The sequence below is a fragment of the Vibrio sp. S457-15 genome, assembly GCF_000960545.1.
Classification (GTDB): domain Bacteria; phylum Pseudomonadota; class Gammaproteobacteria; order Enterobacterales; family Vibrionaceae; genus Vibrio; species Vibrio parahaemolyticus.
On record NZ_JYOQ01000076.1, the window covers coordinates 1 to 378 of the forward strand.

The 378-nt window shown below is 45.0% G+C and carries 1 pseudogene; it reads right to left on the minus strand.

What is annotated here, in order from left to right:
• Positions 1-98: 98 nt before the first annotated feature.
• A pseudogene (locus UF05_RS08600) lies at positions 99-378 on the minus strand (hypothetical protein); the annotation flags it as partial.

A 378-nucleotide genomic window follows, 5' to 3' on the forward strand; every position in this document is an offset into this window, starting at 1 on the left:
GGTTTCCACAATGGTGTCTACCGTCGTTTTATTTGGGGTTACCGATACCGCGCAACCGGTCAGCAATAAGGAAACGACCAATAATAGGTTTGCCTTCATTAGTTAAAGACTCCCGCCTTTATCGTATTTTCCAATTCTTCGTCATCAACTTTCGAAAGATCGAGCTTCAGCAAGCGCTCAAGGTCACTCGTTCGCTCAAACTTCGGCCGCTTGATGTCGGTTTCTTTGACAGGGTCAACAAAATTACGGGTTGCGACGATGATCAACTCCGTCTTTCTTCTTTCGGTATTGGTCTTACTGCATAACGCACCAAGAATTGGGATGTCGCATAGATAAGGAATTTTTGCCAATGCCTCCTGCTCTTCAGACGTTAAAAGA